Consider the following 26,924-nt stretch of genomic DNA (forward strand, 5'->3'; position numbering starts at 1 on the left):
GATCCGTTTTTACAAACGGATCTCTTTGTGCAAAGAGGTCTCAAATTACAAAGAGCTGCCAGTAGCACTAACCATAACAGTCGCAATGACTACTACCTGTGTATCTTCTTGCTTACCTAATTCTGTTAATGCATCCTCTGTGAACTCAAGCGTGAAACTGGATTTACCAACGTTTGCCTCTTGAGCAGTACCAACTGTCATAACTTTATCATTTCGTTTAACCTGAGCTGAGCCCTCAATTAGTTTATGACTCTCTCCAGAAGAATTGCTGTATGTTGCACTTACACTACTTAATGTCACACTATACTGAATTGCTTTCCCTGCTTTATTAACTACTTGAAATGACTCAGCGACTGTAGGCTCAAGAGTTAGGCTGCCGTCGGACGTACGAGTAAAGGTTAAAACCGCATCGTCCAAACTACCTGTTAGTGATGAAATTGACATAGAGTTGTTCGCCACAACAATTGCTGGAACTTTACCTTTCCAGGTAATTGTATCCGTCAGTGGTTGTGGACTTTCTGCGACTTGCGCAGATACTGCCCCGGAAAAAGAAGCAATAAGAGCAGCCGTTAAGATTGATTTTTTCATTTTTTATCTGACCTTTCCCCTTTTAGGGTAATAGTAAATTGATGAGTGATAAACTCTCACCATGTTTAAACCTAGCGCTTTGAGCGCATTGCGAGGGGATTTAACCTAAGTAAAAAACAAAACGAAACAAAATTTTTGTCGGAAAATACCCACAACAATGAAGCTTGTTATATCCGCTTGTATTACAAGGAATTTTTAAAAATGGAGATTGTGCATTTTTAGGAAATGAGGCGGAGATTGATAGATGAGAAAGGTAGATTGAACGCTTGCTCCGTTAAATAAATGGACATTTACTTAGCGCAAACGTCTCATTTTAACGTAATGCTTGTAGGCATTATCTGACATTGAAAAGAATGGATTTTTGGTGTTGAATAACAATAAATCATCAGCATATAGCCGTACTCATCGAAGATGCTTGTTTTTTATAAAATCAGATTCATTCTACGCACTATGAAAATCATACTGACTCTTCAACAGAAACGACAACTCGAACAAATGCACGATTCTACTCGTGATAGTCGAGTGTGTGACCGTATTAAAGTAGTGCTACTTACCTATGAAGGAGAGAGTCAGATAATGATTGCTCAAGCTCTTCGTATCCATGAATCGACTGTTGCTCGTCACCCCTGACTATGTTCTTTCTGAAAAATTCAAGCTTGATACTACTCAAACTATGCATTTAATTGAGCATTTGACAAATAAGGTCTATTCCCATACTTACCAAATTGTCGCCTATGTTAAAGAGACATTTGGACTTGATTACACGGTGTCTAGCATGAACAAATGGTCTCACCAGAATGGGTTTAGCTACAAACAACCAAAAGAGGTCTACACAAATTTGATGAGGCACGACAGCAAGTTTTCATAGATAGATTATGAAGCGCTAAAGACAAGCTGTGGCAAAGATGAATCGATAGTTTTATAGATGCAGCTCATCCAACATTATCAACAAAAACATCTCATGGCTGGATACGTACTAGTAAAGATAAAGTAATTGAAACAACGGGAAATCGTAGTCGATTAAATCTTGTTGGTGTATTGAATCTGTCAAAATTCGAACAACTATTGTTCATGATTATGAGAGCATTAACAGTGAAAGGATGGATCGCTTTTTCTGTAAGTTAAGAGAGCTATCCGTTGGCTAATAAGTAATAAGCTTCATATCATATTGGATGGAGCAGGATATTACCGCCGTGACTTAATCAAAGATGCAGCGTTTGTTCTTAATGTTTGAACTACATTATCCCCCAACTTATAGCCAAAATATCTATCCAATATAGCGGCTAGGAAAAGTAATGAATGAGAAGTCGAAGAACAACGTTTACTTCAAAAGAAAACGGGACTTCAAAGTGACCATAGATCAATTTTTACTGTGACTCTTCGAGAAATCGCAGGCACTCTAGCGTCTCGAATTAATGATAATTTTCAGGTGCTCAAGTCTGCATCTTCACGTTGATTCGGTATATTCTTAAAATGTCGGCGACCGACGAATTTAATACAAAAGAGAAAGGAAATGCTTGCAATCGTCATCAGCAATTTCGAGCCAATAAAAAGCTATATTAGAAATTCTATTAGAAATCACAAAAAAGTATCTAAGGTTGTCCAATTAAGTAGTGTGAGAGATATAACTTCATCTAAAATTGAAGGCTTTATAAGTGAACATACTGGTGTCATTATAATTCTAGACTTAGATCAGAAAGTACAGCTAGTCGATAAGAGAGTGACCTTATCGCATGACATAGTTGATGTGGTATATAACTTGGATAAAGATATCAACATTAAAATACTTGTCGTCGGTAATAACGAGTCATTGGAAGAAAACAAAAGCTTTGTGATAAACAACAATATAGTAAAAAAACAAATCTTAAACAAACCCTTCAATGGTGAGAGTTTTGAAAATTTTCTTCATGTTAACATTCCTTTAAGAAGTGCTATCAAAGTTCCCTCTAAGTATCCTTCTTCATCTAACGTATTATCCTCATGATCATTGAACGCCTATACTGGTCTAATGAAGCTGGACACTGAATTGAGAGACAATAATTGTCAGATCAATGAGGTGAAACATGGCAGTGAAAAGAGCTTACAAACGCTACCCCAAGGAATTTAAAAAAGAAGCAGCAGCCTTAGTACGAGAGCAAGGTTATAGCGTTGCTCAGGCAGCAGAAGCTGTTGGTGTTACAACCACGGTTCTCTACAGGTGGAAAGTAAACGCCCCATGAACCCACGGGGCGATGTTGTTAATGTTTGAAGTTCCAAGGTAGGAGCGCATCGATATCAGGCTCTGCTTTCGCGAGTTCTTTCATGCACTTGACCATGTAGTCGTAGAGGATAAGACCGTTGGCTTTCGCAGTCTCGACGATGCTGTAAAGCATCGCGCTCGCATCAGCACCATTTGGTGTGTTCGAGAAGATCCAATTTTTTCGTAACCGTTCACCAACAGCTTATTGACTAAGCGTTTGCGTAAAAACTAGTTTCGTTTAGGTCGAAGACATTAGGGTACGGTTGCTGTGAGATCACATCAGTTCAATGCGAGTTAGAGTCTCGAGCGAAGATATCTGTCTCTTCTTGCAGGTTTCTATTAACGAGTGCAGCCTATCTCGGAACTTATCGCCTGCATCTGAGGTTGTTCCGTAGCTGATTTTTCGCTGAATAACGAACCCACGCAACCGTCGCTCTGCTTCATTATTGGTGAGAGGGATTTTGGGATGGGTTAGGGACAGCCATAAACTTTGGCTATGCTCTTTAAGTTTTCGACATCGCCCTCAATAGCGCTGAATCGGGATTTGTTTTGCCCCCTTTTCCAGCCAATGAGTAAAACGACATCGTAGACGATTCAACCGATTTAGGTATAAATCGTCATCGATTTTGCCTGCCTCCCAACGATGGCGAGTTCGAAAGACTAATTTACTCAGCAGTACAAGGCGCTGACCTATTTTGGCAGTGTGGCTTTTGCCCGAGTAGTCAGCAATTTGTTGTAAATTGCGAATAACATGCGACCAACATAGTTGATGTTTATCCTGAGAAAGCCAGTTGTAGCCACTATATTGGTCACTGACCACGATGCCACAATAGTCTGAATCCAGTACCGTTTTTTCTGAATGCGTAGAGCGAGAGTAAAGGATTTTTTCATAAACTAAGTCTTCGCTTGTGACTAGCCAGCACCAACGTAGACGCTCCTCATCGTTTCTCGAGTGAGACGTTTCATCTACATGAACCAATGGCGCAGATTGTATATTAGTTTTGATTGCTTGATGCAGAGGTGTCAGCATAGAGGCAAGGCGGCTTTGCGCTTCACTTATGGCTCCAACTGAGAAGGTCGTGCCAAACTGCTCTTGCAGTAAGGAGCGTATTTTTCAAATGCTGAGATGATATTGACCAGCCAGTATGGCGATATGGCTCATTAAATTTGATCCCATAATCCCTTGAGGGATGTCATTGGGTTTTTGTGCTTTTACGACTTCTCCACATTGCGTGCATTTACCTGAATAGAGCTGATATTCGGTAATGTCTATGCGTGGTGGTGGGATTTCATGAACTTGGTGGCGATGAAACGCTTTGTCACTCATTTCGAGGTCAGCGTCGCCGCAGCAAGGACATGTGTTTTCAGAGTAACAGTCAACTATAGTATCGGATTCTTTTAGTTCTGAGAGTTGTCGTTTATGCCCTTCGTGACCCTGTTTAGCTCCTCTCGAATTGCGACCACTAGAGCTTTGAGCTTTTTTCGTTCAGCCCACTCTTTGGGTCCATCGGATGAAGGTGATTTAGATGAATTAGCGCTGCTAGTTTTGAGCTTGTCCTCATAGTGGCGCAGCTGCTCCCAGAGCTCCACGAACAGAGCATTCGCTTCGTTGATATCTGAGGCTACGGGCGGCGAAGATGAGAATTTAGATTTTTTCTTTTTCATGCATTAAGCATGAAGGCTAGAAATGATCACTCAATAGGCAAAGTGGGATCAAGTGCGACTGGTCACGTTTTTTGTGTCAAGGCTCCAATGAGTTCTGCAGGTAGGCAGCGGGCGTGCTTTGAGGAATGCTCAATTCCACATCATTGATGAGAAGTGTCATGTTAGCGGTGGCTATTTGAGCCTGATATTTCGTTGTCTTTTCGACGACCTCTGCCCGTACAAAGCCTTGAGAGATATTCGCTTTTTTAAGCTGCTGGCGCTTAGCATAAAACGTTGAGGGGTTGAGTTCATTGAGCTTACAAAATGCAAGCGTTGACAATGAACTCGATTCAGACTGCTCGATGAGCGTTTGCCATTCTTGATTAGTGTGTCGCTTTCCCATTTCAAATCTCCTTCTGGTCGGAGATTTGATCTTATTCTTCGCGCTAGGCGACTAGAATGCGGGTTTTATGGAGCGCTTACTGTTCAATCACGACGAGCTTAAAACAATCAGATGATTTTAAGATTCATTGTTGGGTAGTGGAGCGAACCCATATCTGGTTAAAACGTTATCGTAGATTACTTGTTCGTTGGGAGAAGAAAATAGAAAACTACGAAGCCATGTTGCACTTTGCTTGCGACCTCATTGTTTGGAATAAATCCCTTTTTGGATAGATTCTTAAGCTCCAAATTTACATGTTAAGTGCTTTCGCAAGTTCTAGAGTCGTCTTTACTCCCATTTTACTAAATATTCTACTTTTGAAAGTACTCACCGTTTTTTGGCTCACTCCAATTTCGTAAGAAATATATTTATTAGTGAAGCCCGCTAATAAAAGTTGGGCAACAAGCTGTTCTCTCTTGGATAATTTAGGTGTAATTTTTTTATCTTTATTATTATAATTTTCATCTAAATAATCAGAAAGAGCACCAATCGTTTCCTGCATGTTTTCGAGTTTTTTAATAATAGGAAAAACAATTTCTAATCCAGGAGTTTCTATTGGACAATCGCGTGAGACGAATACAACATCAACGTTAATAAGTTTATTATTTAATAGCTTAATCTCTTCAGTTTCTAAAAATTGCAAAGAGTCAGCATCAAATACTAAAATATAATCAAAATTATTATTTAATGAATCAAATAATAATTCGATATTTGATATTAATTTGATCTCATTTTTTGGCAAAAATTTTGATAATATCTTCACCATGGCCTGTCCCCTAATATTTATAAAATCGAAATATAAAATAGAACTGAAATTATTTTTTTCGTCTTTCTTAGGCTGAGTTTTTACTACGCTATGTAAAGAAGTTAAAGCCTCTAATTCCATAGGTTTCCCGGTATAAAACCCTTGGCATGTATCCACATTCAACTCTTTCAAGTATTCCCATGTTTCTTTATCCTCAACCCCTTCAGCTACACACTGAAGACCTAAGGATTGGGCAAGACGTACTGCTGCGATCGTAAGCTGTTGGTGCTTATAATCATCAGCCACATCCGAAATAAATCGTTTATCAATTTTTACTTCGGAGATCGGAAGATCAATCAATTGCTCTAAAGAAGCATACCCTGTACCAAAATCATCAACAGAAAATCGGACGCCTTTGAGGCTCAATCGAGCAATGTTTTCTAATGTTTTAGAAGTAAATTTTAGAGCTTGTTCCTCTGTAATTTCCAAGATCAACCGCTCGAGAGAGAATTTATTTTCATCACAGATTTTTGTTGTGACTTCGTACAGGTCCTGCTCTAAGATGTCCTGATTAATATTGATTGACAAATTAACAAGACTGTCCAACGTAGCTAAAGAAGACATAGCTTCTCTCAGGCTATGGAGGTACATTTCATATGATAATCCTAACGACATAACCTGAGACAGGAAAGTACTTGGTGATAATACTCCATATTCTGAGTGACGCATTCTTATTAATAATTCGACACCAACTAATTCGCCAGTTGCAAAACTAAATTGAGGTTGATACATATTAAAACAACAACCTAATTGGAAAAGTTCTTGAACTTCCTTTTCTGTCAAAACAACGCCAATTTCCATTTTGTCATTATTTTTAATATCTTCCAAAAGCATCATTAATTCATTTTCTAACTGAAACCTCTTATAAGTCTTTGGCAAAGAAGATATATATTTATAACCAATTTGATTACACATCCCCAATATCAGATTCTGAACTGAAATATCAACTAAACTGAAAATTATTATTCTACTCACGAAATCAGGAGTTAAATATTTTGCTAATAATAAAACCCCATCACAATCCGGCATTTTTATATCACAAAACGCAATGTCAAAATAATCATTTTCTGAAATGATAATTTCCAAATCAGACAAACTGCTCGCAATATCGATTTTATTATAACCAAGGTAATTTAAGTTTAATCTCAAGTTCAACGATTGAAGAGGATCATCCTCTATAATTAAAATCCTCATAAGCCTATACTCCTATATATCTTGAAGATATTGTTTAGTTTCATTTATGATAATATTTAGCTCTTCAATTAGTTCATTAATAACATTGGTATTACTAGGTGTTTCTTCTAATGTCTGACATAGGTTTATAATTCCATCGAGCTCGAGAATACCTATAGTGCCTTTGAGCCTATGTACCGTATCTCTAATAGTTGCATTGTTATTTTTATTATTTATCAGCTCGTTAATTGACAGATTAAGAGAAGTTACGATTGCTTGCGCCATCGTAACCTTATCCTGTTCATTTATATTTCCGAACCAAGCTCCTAGTTCTAATTTAACACCGTATTTTTCATTTGTAATCGAGCTTGAAATTGGTAAAAACTTACTCAAAACTTTGTTTAAATCCATCAGCGAATATGGTTTATATAGAATTGAGTCAAATATTCTATTATCAAATTTATCTGAAACTGTTTCTGAATTATCAGCAGTACAAATTATAATTGAGATATTATTGTATTCTTCGTTTGAAGACCTTATTTTTTTGATCAACTCTAAACCATTCATTTTCGGCATATGGTAGTCTGTCAGGATCAGGTCAAAACTATTGTTCAACACTTTTAGTGCTTCTATTCCATTTTCAACAATTTCATAAGTGACGTTTAAACTATCTAATTGTTTCATAATAACGAACTGATTTAATGGATCATCATCGACAACTAGTACTCTTCCGCTTAATAAAGTGGGAGAAGATGAAACCGCACAATCATCTGTCCTAGAGTCTGATAAAGTATGAAAGATAGTATCCGGGTAGAAATTATAATGATTGTCAATCCCTCTAAAATCTGCACAAGACTCGTAAGAAAGGTGCAATACGTTTAACCATTCGACCAATTTCTTATCTCGAACTGTTTGATAAAAGATTTCATTTCCAAAATCTAATTTTTGACTTTTTGCTTCAATTTCAAGTGTTACAGTCGTTCCTATACCTACTGAGCTATCTAGTGTGATACTTCCAGACATCATGTCAATTAAGTTCTTAACTATTGACATCCCTAATCCGGTTCCACCATATTTTCTTGTTATATTATCTTGTGCTTGTACGAACGGATCAAAAATTTTTGTTTGTTCCTCCCTCGTCATACCAATTCCGCTATCTTTTATTATTAATTTTATTTTATTAGTCGTTAGAATTATTCTTATTTCAACAAATCCTTCATTAGTGAATTTGATTGCATTTGAAAGAACATTAGAAATAATTTGAGTAAACCTTAGTATATCGGTTTCAAAAAATACAACGTTGCTAGGAATCCAGTCTACTATAAAATCTAAACCTTTGTTTTTTGCAGACACTTCGAAACCTTTAATTATAGGACAAATCTCAGTAACTATATTTACAGGCTCGAGGTTAATGCTTAATTGATTAGCATCAAGCTTAGAGAAATCAAGAATATTATCAACAAGTAATTTCAGCTTATTTGAAGATGCAATAGCATTAAATAGCATTTCACTCGTAATTTTATCTTGAGATTTTTTCTGTAAAAGTTCTAAGATGCCAGTGATTCCTGAAATCGGTGTTCTCAATTCATGACTTATGATAGCTAAAAATTTTTTCTTTTGAATTAAGGATTTTTCTGCATCGAGACTTATTTTAGTCAACATCTTCTCTCTTTCTTTCTGCAAAGTGATATCAGAAACAACTATCATATGCAACTCTATCTTTTCAACATAATGTGATATTGAATTGTTTGCTATATTATAAAAATTCTCAGTCTTGTCACTATTCGGCATAAGCATCGAAAATTCTAGAGAAAAGTCTTCAAAAATTCGTGTGCTAGTTATATCTAACAGGTGCACTACAAAGCTATAATCGTCTTTAAAAAAGTAATTGTTTTTTAACTTTATAAATTCCTCATTAGTCAGTAACACATTTTTTTTACCATCTGTAATGCAAACTGCACTATTCAGATTATTGATAATTTTTAATAGCCATCTACTTTGTGCTTCGGATAGTTTAACTTCTTTTTTTGCACCTTCTACTTTTTTCTTCAGATTGAATACGTATAGATAATAAATAAAGGTAACTATGAAAAATGCTACTAGCACGAAAAATAGAAGTATTTTTATATATAATTTATCATACCCAACATTATATCTAACCTTGCTATATTGTTCGATATTCTTCTTCATGTTTCTCTTCGACAGCATATTGAACGAATCTTCTATTAGACGCTTTGTTATCACATCTCCTTTTCTTATAATCATAGGTAAAAAGACTTGAAAATCCTTATCTTTATAATCATAAGAAATATTAAGATCGAAGTCTTTATCGTAATAAACGAGACTTTCTAAAAGTTGTTTATTTATATATGCTCCTGCTAGTTTTCCTTGCTTTAAATCAAGTATTAGCTTTCTTATATCATTATAATTAACAATATTTTTGTTACTATTTTTATTGTAATAATATCCAAACCTATCATATATTCCAACTTTTCTATTTCTAATATTTTTTTTCGCCTCTACATAAGAGAATTGGACTTCTATCATATTTTTTGTATCTTCCAGATTTCTATTAAAATGAGAGTCTTCTGTGCCGATAGGAATCAAATCCACTATTCCATTTTCCAATAGTTCTTCAGCATCTCGCCCTTCCATAGGGATATAGACAAAACTTAAAGGCGTAATTGACTGAATATCGTTCAATATGTCATACACATATCCTGCATACTCTTTTTTTTCTTTATCAAAGTAAAAATAAGGAAATATATCATCCCTCATGGTATATTTTATAACTTTTCCTGAGAAATCAATCAGCTTTTTATCATCCAGATTAAAACTATATCCTTTCTTTACTTCTTCAGAAGAAAATACTTTATTTTCACTTCTAAATTTTGATATAAAAATCTGCAAGTCATTGTAAAGTCTATTACTTTCTCGGAAAGAAAAGGAAAAACCAACATTTCCAAAATCCTCATTGAAAACAATTCCTTCCTCATCTAAAAAATAGTACCTAATTACATTATATAATCCGACCACCGAATCAATTTCTTTTTTTTCTATACTCTCATGAAAATTTTTACTATCGTTTAAGGTCTTAATTTTATAACCAGAATTCTTAGCTAACTCACAAAAAATTGAATTTTCCCAACATCCCCAAGTAAGAGTATCCAATGCTCTATTTTTTGCGCTTGAAGAAACCCACCCAACAACTGCATCTTGGAAAAGGAAATCTGAATATATGACGTCAGATTTTTTCTCATCATCTTTTATAAAACTAATTGCTAAGTCGATTTTCCCTTCTCTTAAAGCCTGTTCCAAATCAACAATAGTATCAAAAGGGACATAGTTAAACTCAACATTCAGTTGCACTTCAATAATATTAATTATGTCATCAATAATTCCTGTAGGTAAGATTACACTTCCACCCCAGTAAGGCATTATCGGTGTCGAAGGTACGCCTATTTTTACTCTTTTTGGTAAGTGATTTACTTCAATATTTGCGACAACATCAAAGGAAAGAACGCATAGCATTAATAACAAATATTTTTTTATTGTCATAGTACCTTCACATAGTTTATTTTAATGAATCAACTTTAATATGCAGGCTTGGGCACTTAAAAATCATCACTAATTCGAGATGCTAACGTGCCTGCGATTTCTCGAAGAGTAACAGTAAAAAATTGATCTATTGCCGCTTTGAAGTCCCACTTTCTTTTGAAGTAAACATTGTGATCTGCTCCCGTCAGACTGGACACCGCATTAAGCAACATATTGTTTTTCAAAGTTAACAGGACTTAGATACCCAAGGTCACTGTGCCTTCTTGTTCGATTATAAGCGACTTCGATGTACTCAAAAAGTGCTTACCGAATCTTAATGTGCTTCAGCCAGACTGGACAGCACATTAAGCGACATATTGCTTTTCAAAGTTAACTGGGCTTAGATACCCAAGAGCACTGTGCCTTCTTGTTCGATTATAATCAACTTCGATGTACTCAAAAAGTGCTTGGCGCATCTCTTCTCACGTCATTATCGGCTCATATTGGACGGATTCTACTTTCATTGAGTGGAAAAATCTTTCAACACAAGTGTTATCCCAACAATTTCCCTTCCTGCTCATACTTTGTTTTAGATTATGGGATACAATTAAGTCTCGGTAGTCTTTTGAACAATACTGGCTACCTCTATCGCTATGGATAATCTCCCCTTCTGGTATACCTCTGCAAAATAATGCCATTGAGAGCGCATCACAGACCAGAGTCGACGTCATTCTAGTGTTCATTGACCAACTAACGACTTGCCGTGAGTATAAGTCGATTACAACAGCTAAATTTCGCTTGTCGCTATATAGATTATATCTCCAGCCCATTTTTGATTCGGCGCTGTCGCATTAAAGTTTTGCTCAAGCAAGTTCGGGTCAACAGGAAGCTTACGCTTACTGTCTGTCGTACATTTAAACTTACGGGCGGCTTTCGCAACTAAGCTCTGACGTTTCATACTCGAAGCAATGGTCTTTACATCGAGCTTATTTCCATTCTCTGTACCGTCCTAAATAAGGTTGACACATTTCCAGCATGAAATTGGAGAGTGTCATGAAATCAACGAGTAAACGAACCCAACGAGATTATTCTCTTGCCTTTAAATTGACGGTTGTTGAACCAAGTAGAAAACCTATAAACAAGCTCAAGAGCGATATGGAATACAAGGTCGTTCTACTGTCTTAGTTTGGCTTCGTAAGCACGGTCAGCTAAATTGGTCTAAAGGAATAGAGAAACCAAACACAGTAGGTAATGGTATGCCTGATTCTCCTTCTACCCAAACTCCGGAACAACGGATAAAAGAACTCGAGCAGCTCGAAAGCTCAGGTACTTACTCAGTTAGAATAACATTTATATAGGGCGAGACTGTCTATTTTTGTTGCTAAAACAGCATCGCCTGTTGGTCTTAAACCGTAGGGCTTATCATCGAACAACAAACAGCCATCACTGGCTCCACTGCCATCCAAACCGAATCAAAGAGGGCACAGTTCCAAATAAACCGGAGCAGCTGTGGGTCGCTGATATTACTTACTTGGCAACGCGAGCAGGAAATACTTATCTCAGCTTAATCACTGATACCTACTCAAGGAAGATAGTTGGGTACCATCTCGACGATAATATGAAGACGCAAGTCGTTAAGAGTTCGTTCCTAAAGGCTTTGAAAAAGCAGCGATATGAAGGAGAGCTTATCCATCACTCTGATCGAGGGCTTCAATACTGCTCTGAGGAATATCAGTCATTACACAGAAAATATCATGTGACATGCTCTATGACTGATAGATACGACTGTTATCAAAACGCTCTAGCAGAAAGGGGAAATGGTATCTTAAAGATGGAGAACTTGCTGACTAAGCCGAATGACTTGAATGAAACTAAGAAAATGGTTGCTGAGTCGGTGAAACTCTATAATGAACAGAGACCACATACAGCTTTAACTAAAAGTGTCAACCTATATCAGGACGGGTCACAATCTACTTTAGATTTTTCTCGAAATAGGTGGAGGCCTTTTTTACGATATCTAGCTATTCAGCTTGCTCAGCCAGTAATCGTTTGAGCTTGGCATTTTCAGTGGCGAGTTCTCTTTCTCTGTCGCTGATTTTCGCTTCTTTTTTAACGGCTTTACGCCACCCATATATTTGAGATTCATATAACGATAGTTGTCGTGCAGCAGCGACACCGATTTTCTCAGCCAACTTAAGTGCTTCGGCTTTAAATTCGGGAGCATGTTTGATTCGTGTTTTCTTGGTTGGCATTGTCCACCCCGTTAGCGATTGTACTCACTTAACGCAGTGTCCAAAACTGATGGTACAGACACTCCGTAATGGGAACGATAGATGCTGTAATCATGATGATCACCTAATGATTGGTGGATTGATAACCTACGAAACTATCAATCATAATCTTGGCTAAGGCTACCTATCGAATTCGATAGGTAGCCTTAGCCAAGATTTACAACGCCTGATGCGCTGCAACAATATTATAACGACCGTAAGAAAATCCCATCAACAACTAGATTTCTTTCCACTCATTACAAATAAATGAATGTCAAAATATGGTAAATAAAAAATTTGAATAAACAAAAAGATAGTGGAGTAATTGGAAAGGCTTTAGAATAGCGTCGGGAGCTTTTGGTGGTTTACTGAAAGCAAAAATCCAAATCTTTGCGGGCGATAAATATCAAAAAAAACGAATGAACTATAAATTCAAACGAGGTTTTAAGAAGTATATCTCTAGCAAGATGAATCTTAGCCTCTATCACGACAGGAGGCAAGTGAAATGCCAAAACAAAAGACCGCTTTACTAAGCTTGAACGTTATTTTTTTAACGTTATTAAGCTTCACATGAATGGTGTGGGACTCACTCTGTGAGCTTCAAGTAAGGAATGGGAACTCGGCATTCTTGGCAACACTAGCCTACGAATCGAGATAGTAGCTGAACAGATGAGAGTATAGCTGGAGCTCTCTCCTGATTCTGTCCTGAGCCCACATATTACTTAACTACTTAATTGATTAAAGAAACTGTGTTTATGAAGAACCTCGGCGGTGCTCAGCTTTAGCTAACACTCCCCTGACCACCCACTATATTGAATGATGGGGACATGCTTAGGCAAAAAACACAATGAATCACCTTGGATTGTGCCTTCAACGAATGAGTAACGTCCCTTACTCTTACTGACAAAAATACATGGTAAAAGAGCACCAAAAGAATGACTCTCTCGCGTACTACTGGGAGCATCTAAAAAACAAGATAAGCGATGCGGATACCCTCGAAGATTTAGTAAGATATCGGCGAGGGCTCATCAAAACAACTGGTACCCTTAGTTATAAAACCCACCACAATGGTCATCTAATCCCCCACCGTTATAATCAAGGTTCGACCAATCAAGATAGCGATGCTACGCATCGAGCAAGGGCGCTATTAATTCATTGATATCCTGCTCATTCAGAGTGCGCTATCCTCCCCCTTCAGAAAACAATTTAACCTATCAACACTCTCATGAAAAAAGTAAAACTCGGCTTCTATGCCGTAAAATTCGGCTCGGTCGCGCTTTGCCACGGCGCATCTTTGGTTGTCTCTCACGATAAAAGTACATTGCGAGAACTGGCTCCGGTCAACAAAGGTCATGTTTACCAAACCGTTTATTTGCATCATGTTCTGGATGGATTAGCACTTGGCGCTGAGTATGACTTTGATACGCCAGCATTCAATGTGCTCAAAGAGCACATTGACCTAAATGAGTTTACGTACCACGTTCTAGATGAAGTAGAACCAACCTTTCATCGCGTAAAACAGGTCGACGAAGCCTCTTAACGATTTACGTGGTTCAATATTCCGATCGCAAGCGCCGCCACACACCAAATGAATTTGTCCCACGAGCCAAAAAACTCCTTTTTGAAAAGGACAACGCGTGGGAAAAGGTACTTTGGAAGCATGCCCAGATCTTCAGTCTCTGGCAAATCACTTGTGTAGAACGAATGCTGGCGTGCGGTAGCAATATGATGGGCGCCAAACACTACGACTGTGGTACTCCAAACTGCCCGCATACAAAAGTCATCTGTCAGAGCTGCAAGACGAAGGCTTGCAGCTCTTGTGGCACCAAATCTACCGAGCAATGGATATCCACTCAGCTTGATGTCATGCCAGACTGTGAGCATCAACATATCACGTTCACCATGCCGAGCGAGCTTTGGTCTATCTTCGAAGCCAATCCAACACTGCTCAATGACTTGTTCTCATTGGCAGCTGACACACTACTGAAATGGGCGAAGAAGCATGGGCTTGAGGTTGGTATATTCGGTGCGTTCCATACCTACGGTCGTGGTCTCAACTGGCATCCACACATTCACTTATCCGTGACTCGCGGCGGATTAGACAAACACAACATCTGGCGGCCCATCTACTTTAAAAAGAAGCATGTAGAATACCACTGGCGCCGATGTTTAATCGAGTTACTCAGACGAAAGTACGGTGAGCTCAACTTATCGACATTGAGCACAAACCACATCCAGGACTCTCGGCAATGGCACTTCTTCTTAGAGCGTCAATATCAACGTTACTGGAATATTCATTTTGCAAAGAAAACGCAAGAGTTAAAGCAGACGGTGAATTATCTAGGTCATTACCTGAAGCGCCCGCCGATATCAGCATCGAGGTTACGCCACTACAGTGGCGGCACCGTTGTGTTTAAATATCTCGACCATCGAAACGGGAAGCACAAAAGAAAAACGCTAACGCAAGAAGAAATGATATTACGGTATGTGAGTCATATCCCACAGCACCATTTTAAAATGGTGCGTTATTACGGTTTTCTGTCCAACAGAAAACGAGGGCGCCTACTGCCTCTGGTGTATTTAGCTCTGGGAGAGAAAGCACCAAAGCAGCCAGAGCTGCTCACGTATGTGAAGCAATACAAAGGCTTTACAGGTAACGACCCGTATAAGTGTGTGTTGTGCGGAAACAGAATGGTGTTTACATGTTTTACAACGGGCTCAAAAAATCATGAGTTGTTGGATAGTCGCCGGATGAACATGCGCGAATCGCGACGGCTTGGCGTAGCTGCGTAGGATAGGTCTATCTAAAATCAGTAAATTAGGTGCAAAAACGACCGTGTTAGCTGATTAACTCATCATTGGTTCAATTTATCTTTAGGGCAATAACACCCAAAACACTTCGCTACCTCGTAAACTTGCTTGATGGTTAGGATTGAAGTTCCTAACCATCAAGTTGAGCAGAGCATACTTGAAGCGCCATCTCGTTTAAAGCATTGTCTACGATAAAATCAACCTATTGCTTGCTTTTCATTCAACAAGAGGAAGGGATGGCAAAAGTTAGTGATTGTAAAGTCAAAGAGCGGATCAACAATATATTGCGCCATAAACCATACGCATCAACTCTCTATATCAAACAACGCCTTATTAACTTGGGCATGGATCCCAAACATTTTTATCCACTACTCACCCTCTTCTATGAGTGTAGTTTAGGTGTAGGGTGTACCATCTAATTAGTGTGTTACATTCATAACTACAGACCTAATTAACTTATGCCCTGTTTTATTTTCAACAAAGTCTCCATTGTTTTAATGATAAATCATATGGAATATCACCGGTGATATTCCATTTTATTGAAGGTTCAGCTTCTCGATTTCATGCATGGCTTCTTCAATCTTCTTAATTAATATCTCGTTAGCATCCTTACCTAAACGGTTAAACTTGAAAGTCAAGTTGCGAAAATCGGGGCTTAGAGTCATCTCCGCTTTTTGTCCTTTAGATAGGTCAAATCCAGCTAACGATTTCGATTTAGGCTTCTCAGCTCTAATCGTCACATTATCTGATTTTGACAGGGACTTCTTGAATGCCTCAGCTGATTTTCTAGTGATTTCATAACTAGTTCCCACAAATTCTTTAGTCACGGCTCTATTGATCACAGAAGCTCGCTTCAATTCGTTGATGGCATGAGCGTCACCAACCACACCAGTACGATACGCATCTAAAATGAAATCATCTGCATCAACCACGCCGTTAAACATGGAAACCATCTGTTCTGAAATTGTCAGTTTATCAGCAATCTCTTTACCAGTTAGCTTTTCGTTTTCTTTGATATTGCGAATAGCCTTACCAATCTCAATTGCATTTAAATTCTCTCGTTGTATGTTCTCGGAAAGTTGCTGAAAAATACTCCCAGAGTTACGAACAATGCAATCTATGTGCGTCAGGCGGTTACTTAACATAACAGCTCGCCACCGCCTTTCTCCTTGGTGTATCTTATGTTTGCCCGTAGTATCCACGCCAAAAACAATTATTGGCTGAAGTTGACCATTCTCTTCAATATTATACGATAGTTCCTTAATCGACTCTTCATTGAAATCTATACGAACCTGAGCATCTGCGTAAACTAAATCCTTTGGAATCCGCAGTATCTTTTCACCATCAAGAATCTGAACCTCGCTTTCATCAAAAAGATCATCGAGCCCACCATTACCAACTCTATTTCTTAAACTCATGCAGTCACCTCTTTAGACTCAAGGCGAGCAATGAACTCTTCGCAGCATTCCGTAAATCCAAACTTGTCTGCATGCTTAGGACTATACTCTGCCAAGCTTTTCCCCAACTCAAGAGCCTCACTAACTTTTACTGTATCGTATAGATTTGTTGGGAAAATGATGTTCCCGTACTTTTCTCTAAGCAATTCTTCATTTTCCATTTGGTTCTTTGACGCAGGTCGCTTAACTAAGTTAATCAACACACCTAGAAGTTTTAAGTTTGGATTGAGTCTACGTTGTACTTGCCTAGTGGTTGTCATTAACTGATTTACCCCCTTCACAGAAAGAGCTTGAGGCTGTGATACAATAAGGACTGCATCAGAGATTGCTAAAGCTGCGTGTTGAAGCATACCTGCGGTTGGTGGACTATCGACAAACACATAATCGAACTGACCCTTAATTAAATCTAGAGAATCAGCTAGGTTATAAATGTTCTCGTTGGTGATATTGCCAGACTTCTTTGAAGATCCAATCACATAAACATTCTCAGACACTTTGAAAGGCTCAGGAACAAACGGTTCATCCGTCTTCCAGTCAAACATATTGATGTTATTTGCTGAGTGAGTACCGTTGATAAATTCAGGACTACCCATAAGCTCAGCGGCTAAAGTTTCACCCAAGTTGTTTTGAGGGTCGATGTCCAAAAACAAACACTTCTTACCAAGTGCAGCCATAGATAAACCAAAGTTCACTACGACAGTTGTTTTACCAACACCACCCTTTTGGTTTGCAATTGCCACTACTTTTGTCGCCATCTGAGATTCCTTTTTAGTTTCGTTTTCTAGTGCGTCTATGTAGCAACTAACAATAAAATCAGTCGACGCTCCGTTCATTGCTTTACTAATTGCTGAATGGGTTGGCGCTGCGCCAAATCTACTCTTAATAAGGTAGCTAGCCTTTCTGGTACTGCCAGCTTTATTCACTAGTTCAGCCAATTTTGATGCTAACTCTGGTGAGGCCATCATGATTCCTTGATGTTTCCAATGGACACAAAGTTATCATCATATTGCTTCCAGTGGAAACACTAATTCTATAATTTACTTAGGAGGCTGTGTTCCAAAATAATTAAGCTATTACTTTGGAAGAGGTGCATGTTTGAATAGATGAAAGAGAGTCAAGTAAAAGGGGTTGATATCCAACGGAAAGAAAGTGTGCATTTATAGGGTTAAGATATTGATAAATAATTATTTCTCGTTCTTACATCGACTCAGTACTTATACTACTATTAAGATTTTACGCGCTCGCTGCGTAATTGAGTCTGGAGATAAGTACGCCTACATCTAACAAAAACTTTGCGACAGAGCCAACTAAAAAAGCATGACCCTATGCCACTTAGATATGTCTTAAACGCAAAAAAACGCCCAAGTCGTTGGGCGTTTTCGAACAATTAAGTCAGTTAGTAATTGGACATCAGTGGCCCTAGGTCTGGCGGTGGCTGAATTTGTCCTCCTTCACCAGGACCTAGATCTGGTGGCGGCTGAATTTGTCCTCCTTCATCCGGACCTAGATCTGGTGGCGGCTCAATCCCTCCTTCATTTTCCTCATTACCTCCATCAGGTAGAGGCTCGTCAGCTACCCAATATCCCTCTTCGTCCTTCACAATCCGCAACGTTTTTAGTCCATTTTCGTCTGTCAGGAAATATTCATTATCGATTTTGGTTACGTAGTAGTAATAGTATCCAACTCTAACCACACGCGCGGGACGGCCAACCCAACCAAAGCCTCCCAAATAATTCCTCAAAGTAGCGCTATGCACGCCGCTAGAATCTTCAACAATATCGATAATTTCCTTATAAACTCGGAATGATTCGATCGGCTTGGCCGGTATTCTTCCCGGTGGTAGCATTTCATCAAATACACCCGGTATATATACTTTAAGTTGTGCCACATCAATCCCTTGAGTTAGCAAGGCTTCTACCTGTTCACGAGCATTCAAGTAGGCGTGTGATAGTCGATTTTTACGCGCAAGTTGTCCATACTCTTTAGACCACAGTGAATTCAGTGGGCCTGTAAACTGTACATTTGTCATCAACTGATGAAAATTGGCAAAATCATCTACATCTTTGAGGATGACAGTGCCTACCTCATCAACTTGGAAGTAATCCCTTAGCGAACCTTGCCCTGGACCAAACGCATCGTGATTTAAATATCGCTTAGGCACAAAATAAGTCGCGGGGAAATTAGCTTCTATGTCAGGGAATGGGTTGGACTCATCAGCTCCATGGTGGATAAGTTCCATCCCTTTTCCACGACCAAGACGATTGTTAACTTTGTCTTTTAAACTGTTAACACGCTCTGATATCGCCCCCAAGTGCATGTTATTAACCTTGTTATATAAGTCTTCATTATCATAAAGCTCTTTCAAATCGGGACTTAATTTATCAGGGTTTTCGATGGTAGCTTTCCATTTCGCGTGAGGCAAAGGAACTTTGACCAAATCAGACACACCATAATCTGAAATATGAGCCATAACACTGAACAAATCGTAGTCGGCTGTCATTGGTTTATGGCTAGTGTAGTCCCCCATCACCATTAGCGGTGCTGGAATGCTAGATCCATCCTTAACGTGAATCATCCAAAGGCCGTCATGCTCTTGGTAATAAAAGTCGACACCATTTGACGTCCCTTTTAACATCCCACTATCTAGATCTTCGATAAGCTCAGGTATAAGCGGGTTATCACCACTCTGCAACTCTTTAAGACGCTTGTCATCAATTGATAGAGGCACTGGTAGCGCCGCTTTACTTTGGATGGCATTGTCAGAGTAGTGGTTATACTTAACGACGTCGCGTTGAGCAGAAGATTTCGCATATTTCTGATTTACCGGAATAAAGCCAGCGTGAGGTCCCCAATCAGAACTTTTTGATTTAATAAGTAAGCTCTTACTACTATACAGTCCTGACTCTAATAAACTGCGGTTATTAGGATCGACAAAACGCACACCGATAACAGAGTTCTCAGCATCAGCGACACTTGCAAAAGCCTCACGGTCTTTAGTTGGGATACCAACTATCGCATCAGGATCAAAGTCAGGTCGGTCACTTGATGAAATTCTAAAATCTCTAGATTGGTAGACCTTCGGAGCATAAGGGGCCGTGTTGTTAATTTTTACACTTTTTACACGTTGCTTAATCTTCAAAGATGCTGATTTCACCCCTTTTACAATGTCGCCAACAGGAATAAGATTCATTTCGTTCAATATGGTCTTTGGAACATTCAACCATGCTTTTCGAGCCTCAATTTTTGCTGCTTTAACATCAATATCAAACACCTGACCTGAAACACGTGTGTTGCTTCCAATAGTTACCTTATTAAAACGACTCGAAACTTTAAACTTGCGTGGAATCGCATTCGAGACAACCTTGCCCGTTAATTTCGCAGAAGTAAATACGGCTTCCCCAATAGGGAGGAAGAAGGCTACATCTGACAATAGCCCCAACGTGGCCATACCGTCATTACCCTTTTCAAAGTCTTCTACGGTAGCCCATACAGGTACAATTGCCTGCAATACTCCCTTTATATAGTCCGAATCTGTTGTTACTGTTTTTAGCTGATCGCGATTATCAATAAGATGCTTCGTAATCAAACTTGCCATGAGATCTGCGTCTCCGACGTTATTGGAACCTGTCTGCGTATATATTGACTTACAGTAGTTGTATGCATAATACATTGACTCGAAATCTTCCAATTCACACTGTTTTGCAACATTTGGGCTCATCTCCACAAATAAAGGAGACTCGTCCTTTATATCGTGATAATCCAAATTGGCATATCTAAACGAGATCTTATCCGTATCAAACAATCCAGGAATCGAATTCGGTAAAAGTACAGTGTAACCAAGACTAGTGCTTGTTAACACATATTGGTTTATATTCGGTCTACTTACTAATGTGCTTTGACCCAGTGCACTAGAGTCCTGCCTGACCTGATAGAGTTTCACGCCATGATGCAACCTAGCATCGCCTCGAGATGCTACCTGTGTTGTGTATGCTTTTTTTCCCGTCAATTTTGCTTTAGCGTCGATCATTGTACCTAAGAATAGCCCAAGCTTCTGAGACAAGACTTCGTGATTACGATGCCATTCCCACTGCACCGTGTTGGTTAGTGCGCCAAGTTCGTTTTTATCCTTATTTATCAGCCAAGGTTGTACTTTATACCCATGGAGATGCAAAAGGTCGAGTCGTCCATGTTTTAGGTAAGGTCTCCAAAGCTCTTCTACCTCTTCAGACGTAGCACCATAAGTGTACAAACGTCCTTTCGCGTAAAGCTCATCAGTAAGCGGGTAATTAAAAATATGTTGACCCGCCTCTGAATCGTAATCTACAGCAACTAGCGCAGATTTAAGATCCTCATTGGCACTATACCAAGACATTAACGAATCATAGACCGCTTGTTTTTTCATATCCTCACTCATTGATGACGAGAATCTCATCCCAAGATTTGAGTTGGTGAAAGTGTTGTAAACAAGGTCAATAAATGCCTTTTTTGCATCCAACTGTGTTAAACCTTGAGACTCCAATTCATCAAATAAGGCAGGTTCTAACCCACTACCTATAAAGGCTTCCAACGCATTTTCTGTCAGTTGTAAAGAGAGTCGATGCAACAAACTAGACTTGATATTGTTTGGGGAGCCGTAAGCAAAGGTCGTATCAATTCCCACCGCATCAAGCGAAGCTTTAACACTCAATATTTCCCAATCTTCTAAGTCATCGATTTCCTTTTGATAAACTGTGCTGGCGATTTGGACGAAATTTTTTCCAAGAAAACCACCTTCTGACTTCAAATAGTTTATCGTGCCAGCCTCAACGTCGATGCTTACATCTGAGTTATTACTAGAAAAGACTTCTCGCGCTAAATCAATGCCGTCTAAATCTGGATAGTTCATCGCCAATTGCATATGCATGTAAGCATCTGAAGGATGTATATTAATTGGACTATCCAAACTTTCGTTTTGAGGGACAAAATCTGGAGGAGGTAGCGCAACGAGTGATAGTGGCTTCAAGGAAAAGTTACTTTCCCAGAACATTGGTAAATTACCGCTGAACGGGCCTTCTATTATTTTTTTTCCTTGCCCTACTAGGGAGTAGTTATCAGAAATAGCAATTGACCAACCAGCAGGAATCGAAGCAGAAATGGGCTCATAAGGGTTTACATTGAATTCATCTCCCATTGTTGTATCAAGCGCATGAGAGACATACACTCCAGATTCTTCTAGCGTTCTGATAGATACTTTTTTCCCTTCTAGATCTTTCTTTGCATAAATTAATGGGAACCCAATATCCAAAGCTGCTTCTGACATTTCGTCATAGCTTTTTTCAATCTTATTCCATTCAGCGATAAGTGCGCTAGAAAGCTGCGCGTCATCCTCAATCAGTTGCATGCTTGATGAGATGGCTGAGGAATATTGAAAAGCAAGCGTTGCCTGAATATTCTGCTCACTACCGTATTCAAAATAAGAGTCTTGTTCTAACTCAGCGAGAATCGTCTTCCTCAGCAGTGTGGCAAGTAAGGTCTTATCAACTTCTGAAGAAATCAATCGGTGTACTTCTGCTGGCTCAATTAGGCTTCTGACTAGAAATTCTTCAATTCTATCTTTTGTTTTTTCTTCAAGAAAATTACGAGACAATCCATTTTTGAATGCACCTTTAACGCCCGTCTTTCCTGACATTACTTCTTTAAAGAAAACAGCATAGTTTTCAACATTACTTGTGTTTCTGAGTCGTTCATCACCATCACCTACTGTTAATGGCAACATATCTACCAACTCTGAACTAGCATCTTCCTTCAAACTCATTATGAAAGGAACGCTCAGAATGTCAGCAAGCGTTGTTAAACTTGATATCGGTCCAGCCTTTACAGGTTGCTCTTCATATATAGCGATACCTGACTGAAAATCGCTAGATTTGTTCTTAAGCTCACTTCTAACCAATCCAGAGAAGCCCACATTGGTCACAATACATGTCGCGCTTGGGTCCTGATCACCATGGATCATCGCTTCACGTGTCAGACTTAGACGTCCATTTTGCTCTTTTAGTACACCAAAGAATACCTCATGCGCGATATAGGGGTTTTCAGTTTCCTTGTTGAAACGTAATATTTCTACGTTAACAATTGACCCATCTAATAATTTATACCCAGATTTAACAGCAGCATCTAAAGAAATTTGGCATCCATAGTTATTCGCATCTGAATTATATATATTCTCTGCCCGATAATTAATTTCGACAGAAGCAAGTACAGCACTAGGTAACGATGATACCGAAACCAACATAGCTAAAGATAAGGCGCTACGCTTAAATGATTTTTCTTTTTTCATATTAAAAACCAAGAGAACACTCTTCAATTAAAATAAAGTGTTTTGTAAAATAACCATAAATTAACATGAAATTAACATAAACATCAGCAAATGTTATTTACCGAGAACACGTAATTTACAATCATGATTTAACATAAATAACCGGAATATGAAAGGGCTTTGATGTGATGGACACACCTCCTTTTTAGCGTCGTTGTCGATAACGTCACTCGAATGATGGCTTGTTTAAGTCATTCTTGACCGTGCCAGAAACCGCAAAGGATTTCTTAAATATCCATTTGCCAGAACACATCAAACAAATCTGCAATATCGATACGCTCCAGCTTCAATCCGGTTCATTTTTGGAAGAGGAACTAGTGCCGTATTATTCGGACGTACTTTATTCGATGGAAACAAAAAGTGGGGTAGGGTATGTATACGCGTTGATCGAGCATCAAAGCAGTCCAGATAAGCACATGGGATTTAGGTTGATGCGATATGCTATTGCATCAATGAAGCAACACTTAGATGCCGATAATGATACATTGCCTTTGGTTGTACCATTACTGTTCTATCATAGAAGAACAAGTCCTTACCCATACAGCACAAATTGGCTGGATGAATTTGAAAATCCAGAAATAGCGAAAGCACTATATGGCCAGGATTTCCCCTTAGTGGATGTGACGGTGATACCAGATGATGAAATCATTCAGCATAAACGAGTAGCGCTGTTAGAGCTGGTCCAAAAACATATACGACAAAGAGACCTGTTGGATTTTACAGACACACTGGTTACACTGTTATTAGAACGTTTAATAACAGTCAATCAATTAGACAGTTTAGTAGAGTATTTTCTGAGAGTAGGGGAGACATCAAATCTAGAAGATTTGATGCGAACATTAGCTCAGCAAGTTCCAGACGTTTCATGACAGTAGCAGAACAATTAGAAGCCCGCGATCGCGAACAAGGCTTACAAGGAGAGCATAAAAAACGGTGGGACATCCTTACCCGCTAAGCGGCTTTCAGTTCAGGATACCAACCTTCAAATACTGTCTCTAACTCTCCATTGAGCACCGTTGTTCGTGTTTGAAGCAAATAGTGGGCACCTTGCTGACTCCACTGCATTTGCTGCTTCTTCGCCATTCTCTTGGATACCACTTCATTCACCGTCGATGCAACAAAAGAAGTCGATATTGGTTCGTTATAACGGTAACGTTCACCATAGTTAGGGATCATTGACTGATTATTCTTGATGTAGGTCATTAACTCTTCTACGTAGTGAACCAATTTTTTCCGGTTTGGGTATTTAAATTCAGGCTCGTCACAGCTATCAAGTTGAGAAATCGCTTCTTGTGTATTCCCATGCCACAGATACCACTTAGCACTTTCCAGTTGTTCTTGCATCTCTAGCCCTTCTTTTGGGGAGCTGTTGGATACGCCTTTAGCGTATTGATTCAAGACTGTCAGTTTCATTGTAATATGAAACCAATCTAGAATGTGCTCCGCTTCTGGATAGAGTCGGTATTGCATCTCCCGTAAGTTTTCAGCACCATCAGATGAAACGTGATCTGTTGATTAGCTTGCATTCCTTGAGACGTTAATAAAGAAATCATACGTTTGCGTCGATTGGCTTCTATTTTTTGGACATAGCCAAATCGCTTAGCTTTCACCTGAGTTGAGAAGCTTTTCCCTGTGATCACCTCGAAGTTACTTTTACGATTAGTACTGTCTCTTACATAACCACCGTCAAACCCAATCACTATTGGTTTTCCTGGTTTAGGCAAATTTTCCCAGTCCACTGGATAACCGTCGAGGCTATCTGATTGACTTTCTAACTCCGACTCTTGTTTTCTGGCCACGTCAATTAAATGGTTACGTACCGTCACTGCATTCAGCTTTTGGTTGATCGGTAGAATATCTTTCAACCGTTCAACAGTCAGACCATATGACATTAATGAAGCCCATTTCGTCTCTAAACACTTGAGTTCAGGGTGGACATTACTCGGTAACCATTCACTTAATAAGCTTACCGTCTGGAATGGTGAATCCTCACAAGGGCAGCGATAAAGGCGGTAACCTTTAATGGGAACTTGTCCAAATAACGTATCGAATTTACGATGTTGATACCCTTTGATTCGGCGTTCTTTGCCGCATTCTGGACAGCATCGATGCCGTTGCATATAAGATTGGCTTTGTGCATCAACTAATGTTTGCTGTGTCGATTTGAGCAGTGCTTTTGATTTATCAATGGATAGTCCAGGGAGAAGGGGTTGGTGAAGTGATGACTCTAATTCTAATAGCTCTTTACGATAGGTTGAACCATCATCTTGTATGATTACCGCTTCTATCACCATCTTCATCGATACTACCCTCTGTTGTTAGTCTTATTGTTGTTCCCTTTGTAACTGTTTTCTCAGTTTGTAATAAGTCGAGACGCCTAATCCCACACTATCACAGGCTAATTTAAGGCGAATTCCTTTCGCCTTCAGTTCATCAACCAAAGCGACTTTACGCCTATCAGAAGGAGGGCGTCCCGTTCGTTCTCCTCGTGTTTTTTTGCTGCTATCCCTTCCGCTTGGCGCTCTCGAATTAACGCTCGTTCAAACTGACCAAAAGCCGACATCATATGTAACTGTAATTCTTGTAACGGATCGATTCTCGATGCCGAAAAATGGATATTTTCTTTTATAAACATGAGTGATATGCCTTGCTGACGAAGTTTGAGCGTCAAATCACACATGTCCATCATATTTCTACATAACCGGTCACTGGAATGAACGACCAAAACATCCCCTGTTGATAGCTGGTTCAGTAATTGTTGAAGTTTTGGTCTGTGTATATCCTTTCCGCTAGCGACTTCTATCACTGTTTGAGCAATATCATACCCAGCCTTAGTGATGGCTTGCTCTTGTCTTGCTGAGTTTTGGTCAGAAGAACTGACCCTTATATATGCATAGAACATAAAATTTCTTTAAATGTAATAGAGAATTATAGATCTTTCTATAAATACCATAATACCCAAGGTTTAGAGACTGTTTTGAGCCGTATCTGGCTTTGTTGCTTAATTCGGTGGGAAGGCATGGCAGCCTAAAGTTGTTCAGTTCTTAAGCAATATAATGAGTTTCAGGCATACCAAGTCCTGTAAGCTTGTTCAGCGCTTTGATCATTGCGTAAGTCTCGCCAACCTGAGCATTGTAATTTCTTAGGCTTAATTTCCCACCTAGCAGTTGTTTTACTCGGTACATTGCTGTCTCTGATAGTGAGCGCTTGTGATAGCCATACCGCTTTTTCCACTTCTTGTTGGAGCCGTAGAGCTTTTGACAACCTACTGCTAAATTGCGAGGGTGTCCTTGTTCCCAGAATGCAGCCCCTTCTCGTGGTGGGATAAGCGCAACCGCTCGCTTAACCCGTATCGCATCATGACAATTCCTTGTGTCATAATCACCATCACCTGATATTTCAATGATTTTACGACGCGTCTGCTTGAGTAAGTTGGGGAGCACTTCGGCATCAGTTACGTTAGATAAACTCAGCTCTGCTGCGACTATTTCGTGAGTGCTTGTATCTACTGCAATATGCAGTTTACGCCAGACTCTGCGCTTCCCATCAGTACCATGCTTCTTGACCTTCCATTCACCCTCGCCATAAACCTTGAGGCCAGTG

The 26,924-nt window shown here is 39.2% G+C and carries 16 protein-coding genes and 12 pseudogenes; 9 read left to right on the forward strand and 19 right to left on the reverse strand.

Translation table 11 applies throughout. The features are described from left to right. Positions 1-45 precede the first annotated feature (45 nt). Positions 46-588 carry a hypothetical protein gene (locus NL647_RS26185; protein ID WP_253650865.1) on the reverse strand — a complete coding sequence of 181 codons (543 nt, stop codon included), beginning with the start codon at positions 586-588 and terminating at the stop codon, positions 46-48. 438 nt (positions 589-1,026) lie between these two features. On the opposite strand from NL647_RS26185, the pseudogene NL647_RS26190 reads away from it, so the two are divergent. The 3 genes and pseudogenes from NL647_RS26190 to NL647_RS26200 form a co-directional block, all read left to right on the forward strand. After that, a pseudogene (locus tag NL647_RS26190) lies at positions 1,027-2,044 on the forward strand (IS630 family transposase). 57 nt (positions 2,045-2,101) lie between these two features. Continuing rightward, a complete protein-coding gene (locus NL647_RS26195) occupies positions 2,102-2,572 on the forward strand; it encodes a hypothetical protein (protein ID WP_253650866.1) in 471 nt (156 codons plus the stop codon). 79 nt (positions 2,573-2,651) lie between these two features. Further along, positions 2,652-2,792: pseudogene (locus tag NL647_RS26200) on the forward strand (transposase); the annotation flags it as partial. Positions 2,793-2,825: 33 nt separating this feature from the next. Here the strand turns inward: NL647_RS26200 and NL647_RS26205 are convergent. The 5 genes and pseudogenes from NL647_RS26205 to NL647_RS26225 form a co-directional block, all read right to left on the reverse strand. Further along, positions 2,826-3,011: pseudogene (locus tag NL647_RS26205) on the reverse strand (transposase domain-containing protein); the annotation flags it as partial. A gap of 90 nt (positions 3,012-3,101) precedes the next feature. Next, a pseudogene (locus tag NL647_RS26210) lies at positions 3,102-3,938 on the reverse strand (IS66 family transposase). Positions 3,939-3,941: 3 nt separating this feature from the next. Next, entirely contained in the window at positions 3,942-4,154 is a 213-nt protein-coding gene (locus NL647_RS26215) for a hypothetical protein (RefSeq protein ID WP_253650868.1), read from the reverse strand. A gap of 71 nt (positions 4,155-4,225) precedes the next feature. After that, positions 4,226-4,492, reverse strand: coding sequence for a DUF6444 domain-containing protein (locus NL647_RS26220; RefSeq protein WP_253650869.1), 267 nt, complete (start codon positions 4,490-4,492; stop codon positions 4,226-4,228). 62 nt (positions 4,493-4,554) lie between these two features. Then, positions 4,555-4,874: pseudogene (locus tag NL647_RS26225) on the reverse strand (IS66 family insertion sequence element accessory protein TnpB). A gap of 131 nt (positions 4,875-5,005) precedes the next feature. Here NL647_RS26225 and NL647_RS26230 point away from each other — a divergent pair. Continuing rightward, a pseudogene (locus tag NL647_RS26230) lies at positions 5,006-5,146 on the forward strand (IS5/IS1182 family transposase); the annotation flags it as partial. Positions 5,147-5,163: 17 nt separating this feature from the next. Here NL647_RS26230 and NL647_RS26235 read toward each other — a convergent pair. From NL647_RS26235 to NL647_RS26255, 5 genes and pseudogenes are all read right to left on the reverse strand, one after another. Then, a complete protein-coding gene (locus NL647_RS26235) occupies positions 5,164-6,912 on the reverse strand; it encodes an EAL domain-containing protein (protein WP_253650870.1) in 1,749 nt (582 codons plus the stop codon). Between the two features lie 12 nt (positions 6,913-6,924). Further along, positions 6,925-10,449, reverse strand: coding sequence for an ATP-binding protein (locus tag NL647_RS26240; protein WP_253650871.1), 3,525 nt, complete (start codon positions 10,447-10,449; stop codon positions 6,925-6,927). Between the two features lie 56 nt (positions 10,450-10,505). Then, positions 10,506-10,628 (reverse strand): annotated as a pseudogene (locus NL647_RS26245) (IS630 family transposase); the annotation flags it as partial. 22 nt (positions 10,629-10,650) lie between these two features. Further along, a pseudogene (locus NL647_RS26250) lies at positions 10,651-10,761 on the reverse strand (IS3 family transposase); the annotation flags it as partial. Positions 10,762-10,793: 32 nt separating this feature from the next. Next, positions 10,794-11,428: pseudogene (locus tag NL647_RS26255) on the reverse strand (IS3 family transposase); the annotation flags it as partial. Positions 11,429-11,481: 53 nt separating this feature from the next. Here NL647_RS26255 and NL647_RS26260 point away from each other — a divergent pair. Further along, positions 11,482-12,361 (forward strand): annotated as a pseudogene (locus NL647_RS26260) (IS3 family transposase); the annotation flags it as partial. 91 nt (positions 12,362-12,452) lie between these two features. Here NL647_RS26260 and NL647_RS26265 read toward each other — a convergent pair. Continuing rightward, positions 12,453-12,680, reverse strand: a pseudogene (locus NL647_RS26265) (transposase); the annotation flags it as partial. Between the two features lie 592 nt (positions 12,681-13,272). Between NL647_RS26265 and NL647_RS26270 the strand changes: the two are divergent. The 3 genes from NL647_RS26270 to NL647_RS26280 all read left to right on the forward strand — a co-directional run bounded on the left by NL647_RS26270 (position 13,273) and on the right by NL647_RS26280 (position 15,491). Beyond that, on the forward strand, positions 13,273-13,356 hold the full coding sequence (locus NL647_RS26270) for a Hok/Gef family protein (protein WP_253650881.1): 84 nt from the start codon (positions 13,273-13,275) through the stop codon (positions 13,354-13,356). A 567-nt stretch (positions 13,357-13,923) separates the two neighbouring features. Next, complete coding sequence (locus tag NL647_RS26275; protein ID WP_253650872.1) at positions 13,924-14,238, forward strand: hypothetical protein; 315 nt, start codon at positions 13,924-13,926, stop codon at positions 14,236-14,238. A gap of 8 nt (positions 14,239-14,246) precedes the next feature. Next, positions 14,247-15,491 carry an IS91 family transposase gene (locus tag NL647_RS26280; protein ID WP_253650873.1) on the forward strand — a complete coding sequence of 415 codons (1,245 nt, stop codon included), beginning with the start codon at positions 14,247-14,249 and terminating at the stop codon, positions 15,489-15,491. A gap of 554 nt (positions 15,492-16,045) precedes the next feature. On the opposite strand, the gene NL647_RS26285 is transcribed toward NL647_RS26280, so the two are convergent. The 3 genes from NL647_RS26285 to NL647_RS26295 form a co-directional block, all read right to left on the reverse strand. Beyond that, positions 16,046-16,927, reverse strand: a complete 882-nt coding sequence (locus tag NL647_RS26285; RefSeq protein ID WP_253650874.1) for a ParB/RepB/Spo0J family partition protein — start codon at positions 16,925-16,927, stop codon at positions 16,046-16,048. Then, positions 16,924-17,721, reverse strand: a complete 798-nt coding sequence (locus tag NL647_RS26290; protein WP_253650875.1) for a ParA family protein — start codon at positions 17,719-17,721, stop codon at positions 16,924-16,926. Before NL647_RS26290 ends, NL647_RS26285 begins: the two co-directional genes overlap by 4 nt. A 641-nt stretch (positions 17,722-18,362) precedes the next feature. Beyond that, on the reverse strand, positions 18,363-23,282 hold the full coding sequence (locus tag NL647_RS26295) for a CyaA/EF/ExoY family adenylyl cyclase toxin (protein WP_253650876.1): 4,920 nt from the start codon (positions 23,280-23,282) through the stop codon (positions 18,363-18,365). 221 nt (positions 23,283-23,503) lie between these two features. Between NL647_RS26295 and NL647_RS26300 the strand changes: the two are divergent. Beyond that, positions 23,504-24,237, forward strand: a pseudogene (locus NL647_RS26300) (Rpn family recombination-promoting nuclease/putative transposase); the annotation flags it as partial. Between the two features lie 35 nt (positions 24,238-24,272). On the opposite strand, the gene NL647_RS26305 reads toward NL647_RS26300, so the two are convergent. From NL647_RS26305 to NL647_RS26320, 4 genes are all read right to left on the reverse strand, one after another. Beyond that, positions 24,273-24,734 (reverse strand): hypothetical protein, encoded by a 462-nt coding sequence (locus tag NL647_RS26305; protein ID WP_367618298.1) that lies wholly within the window; start codon positions 24,732-24,734, stop codon positions 24,273-24,275. A gap of 17 nt (positions 24,735-24,751) precedes the next feature. Further along, complete coding sequence (locus NL647_RS26310; protein WP_253650878.1) at positions 24,752-25,621, reverse strand: hypothetical protein; 870 nt, start codon at positions 25,619-25,621, stop codon at positions 24,752-24,754. A 125-nt stretch (positions 25,622-25,746) separates the two neighbouring features. Next, positions 25,747-26,223: a recombinase family protein gene (locus NL647_RS26315; protein WP_253650879.1), complete on the reverse strand. Its 477-nt coding sequence runs from the start codon at positions 26,221-26,223 to the stop codon at positions 25,747-25,749. Positions 26,224-26,365: 142 nt separating this feature from the next. Next, positions 26,366-26,924: IS5 family transposase (locus tag NL647_RS26320; RefSeq protein ID WP_253650880.1), on the reverse strand; the 559-nt coding region annotated here is incomplete at its 5' end.

The organism is Vibrio sp. Y29_XK_CS5 (genome assembly GCF_024181835.1).
Classification (GTDB): Bacteria; Pseudomonadota; Gammaproteobacteria; order Enterobacterales; family Vibrionaceae; genus Vibrio; species Vibrio harveyi.

Bases quoted from the DNA above. Each gene is read 5' to 3' on its own strand.
- NL647_RS26185 (WP_253650865.1), bottom strand. From the start codon at position 588: ATGAAAAAATCAATCTTAACGGCTGCTCTTATTGCTTCTTTTTCCGGG.
- NL647_RS26195 (WP_253650866.1), top strand. From the start codon at position 2,102: ATGCTTGCAATCGTCATCAGCAATTTCGAGCCAATAAAAAGCTATATT.
- NL647_RS26215 (WP_253650868.1), bottom strand. From the start codon at position 4,154: ATGAGTGACAAAGCGTTTCATCGCCACCAAGTTCATGAAATCCCACCA.
- NL647_RS26220 (WP_253650869.1), bottom strand. From the start codon at position 4,492: ATGAAAAAGAAAAAATCTAAATTCTCATCTTCGCCGCCCGTAGCCTCA.
- NL647_RS26235 (WP_253650870.1), bottom strand. From the start codon at position 6,912: ATGAGGATTTTAATTATAGAGGATGATCCTCTTCAATCGTTGAACTTG.
- NL647_RS26240 (WP_253650871.1), bottom strand. From the start codon at position 10,449: ATGACAATAAAAAAATATTTGTTATTAATGCTATGCGTTCTTTCCTTT.
- NL647_RS26270 (WP_253650881.1), top strand. From the start codon at position 13,273: ATGGTGTGGGACTCACTCTGTGAGCTTCAAGTAAGGAATGGGAACTCG.
- NL647_RS26275 (WP_253650872.1), top strand. From the start codon at position 13,924: ATGAAAAAAGTAAAACTCGGCTTCTATGCCGTAAAATTCGGCTCGGTC.
- NL647_RS26285 (WP_253650874.1), bottom strand. From the start codon at position 16,927: ATGAGTTTAAGAAATAGAGTTGGTAATGGTGGGCTCGATGATCTTTTT.
- NL647_RS26290 (WP_253650875.1), bottom strand. From the start codon at position 17,721: ATGGCGACAAAAGTAGTGGCAATTGCAAACCAAAAGGGTGGTGTTGGT.
- NL647_RS26295 (WP_253650876.1), bottom strand. From the start codon at position 23,282: ATGAAAAAAGAAAAATCATTTAAGCGTAGCGCCTTATCTTTAGCTATG.
- NL647_RS26305 (WP_367618298.1), bottom strand. From the start codon at position 24,734: ATGAAACTGACAGTCTTGAATCAATACGCTAAAGGCGTATCCAACAGC.
- NL647_RS26310 (WP_253650878.1), bottom strand. From the start codon at position 25,621: ATGAAGATGGTGATAGAAGCGGTAATCATACAAGATGATGGTTCAACC.
- NL647_RS26315 (WP_253650879.1), bottom strand. From the start codon at position 26,223: ATGTTCTATGCATATATAAGGGTCAGTTCTTCTGACCAAAACTCAGCA.